We start from the raw sequence: 1978 nt of genomic DNA on the forward strand, positions 1-1978 counted from the left end.
GCGTACCCCAACACGGCGACGGCGCTGACGGGCAGCACCTGCCCGACGACGACGAGCAGGGCCGACAGCGGGTCGCCCGCGCCGAGGATCAGGTCGTTCAGGAAGATGTCGAGGAACCGGCCGACGTCGCCGACCAACCGGGTGACGAAGTCGATGAGAGCGATCATGGGCGTCGATTGGACCGGGGGGTACTTGGGTGTTGAGTTCGCGGCGGATCCTCGACCGCTCCGCGACTCCGCTTCCGCCGCGGCCGTCGACTACGCTCTCGCCGCCGTCGACTACGCTCTCGCCGCCGTCGACTCCGCTCTCCCCGCCGTCGACTCCGCTCTCCCCGCCGTCGACTACGCTTCCACTGTGGCCGTCGACTCCGCCTCGTCGGTGCGCGCGTATCGCAGCGCCCAGCCGATCAGGACCCCCTGAAACGGCAGTCGGATCCACGCCGCGAGCCGCGCCGGGCCGACGAGGCCGTCCGGGACGAGGCCGTTCAGGTCGTCGCTCCGGGCGAGGTGGACGTTGGCCGGGAACACCGCGACGAGGAGGGCGGCGATCCCCCACGCCGACGCGCGTCGCGTCCGCGGGATCGCGACCCCGATCCCGAGGAGGACCTCCGCGATCCCGGAGAGGTAGACGAGGCCGACGGGGTTGGGGAACGCGGGCGGGACCGCCGCGGCGAATCGCTTCGGGATCAGGAAGTGCGCGATCCCGGCGAGGACGTACGTCGCGCCCATGAGGGGCGCGAGCGATCGCCCTGAGTCGGCGGGCTCGTCCTCTCGGTCCCCGGAACGCGTTCGGTCGGATTCCGTCATACCTCGTCGCACGGGCGGCGGGCGTATCAGTCCTCGCCGCCGCGACGGCGACCGGTCAGGGTTCCGGGAACCGAACGCCTTAGGGACGACCGAACCCAACGAGGGCGTAATGAACACGTTGTTCTGGGTGCTGACGGGGGTCCTCGCGTACTCCGCGGTCGCGATGTGGCTGCGGAACGAGGGGATCCTCCCGGACGCGTTCAGGGTCTCCGGCCCGGTGTTGACCCTCCGGACGCTCCGCGGGCGCGCCTTCCTCGGCCGACTCGCCGCGCCCAAGCGGTTCTGGCGCGCGGTCGCCAACCTCGGGCTCGGCGGGGCACTGGTGGCGATGGTGGCGTCGTTCGCGCTCATCCTCTCGTCGGCGAGATCGGCGTTCACGAACGCGCAGCCCGCCGCGATCCAGCAGCCGCAGAACTTCCTCATCATCCCCGGCGTCAACGACTTCCTCCCGCTGTCGGTCGCGCCCGAGATCGTCGCGGGGCTCGGAGTGGCGATGGTGGTCCACGAGGGGGCACACGGCCTCCTCTGCCGGGTCGAGGACATCGACATCGAGTCGATGGGGCTCGTCTTCTTCGCGCTGCTCCCGGTGGGCGCGTTCGTCGAGCCGGACGAGGAGGCGACCCAGGAGGCCTCCCGCGGCGCCCGCGCTCGGATGTTCGCTGCCGGCGTCACCGCGAACACGGTCCTGACGGTCGTCGTCTTCGCGCTCCTCTTCGGCCCCGTCGTCGGCGCCATCTCGCCCGCCGCCGGCTACGCGGTCGGCGAGGTGAACCCCGGCTCCCCGGCGGCCGCGGCCGACCTCTCGCAGGGCGACCGGGTCGTCGAGGTGGCCGGGACGCCGACCGAGACCGCGGGCGAGTTCGAGTCCGCGATCGCCGACGCCGGCGACTCCGTCGCGCTCACCGTCGACGACGGCGATACGCGCGAGACGGTGACCGTCGACCGCGAGCTACAGGTGGTCGGGTCCGCCGGCGGCAACCCCCTCAACGTGACGATCGAGGAGCGGCCGGTGACGATCGCGGCCGTGAACGGCGAGCCCGTCGCGACCGAGTCCGACTTCCTCGACGCGGTCGGCGGCGACGACCGCGCCACGCTCACCCTGACGCGCCAACCGACGCGCAGCGATCAGGGCCGCGACGCGCCGGCCCCGGCAGCCCCCTCGCGCCGCCGCC

At 72.6% G+C, this 1978-nt stretch carries 2 protein-coding genes; one reads left to right on the forward strand and one right to left on the reverse strand.

Translation table 11 applies throughout. The annotated features are described in order from the left end of the window. Positions 1-341 precede the first annotated feature (341 nt). Positions 342-806, reverse strand: coding sequence for a DoxX family membrane protein (locus B9G38_RS16540; protein ID WP_086221106.1), 465 nt, complete (start codon positions 804-806; stop codon positions 342-344). Between the two features lie 109 nt (positions 807-915). On the opposite strand from B9G38_RS16540, the gene B9G38_RS16545 reads away from it, so the two are divergent. Continuing rightward, a partial coding sequence (locus B9G38_RS16545; protein ID WP_143415577.1) for a site-2 protease family protein occupies positions 916-1978 on the forward strand: 1063 nt, incomplete at its 3' end.

It is taken from the genome of Halorubrum sp. SD612 (assembly GCF_002135005.1).

Coding starts and splice junctions, on each gene's coding strand:
- B9G38_RS16540 (WP_086221106.1), bottom strand. CDS start 806: ATGACGGAATCCGACCGAACGCGTTCCGGGGACCGAGAGGACGAGCCC.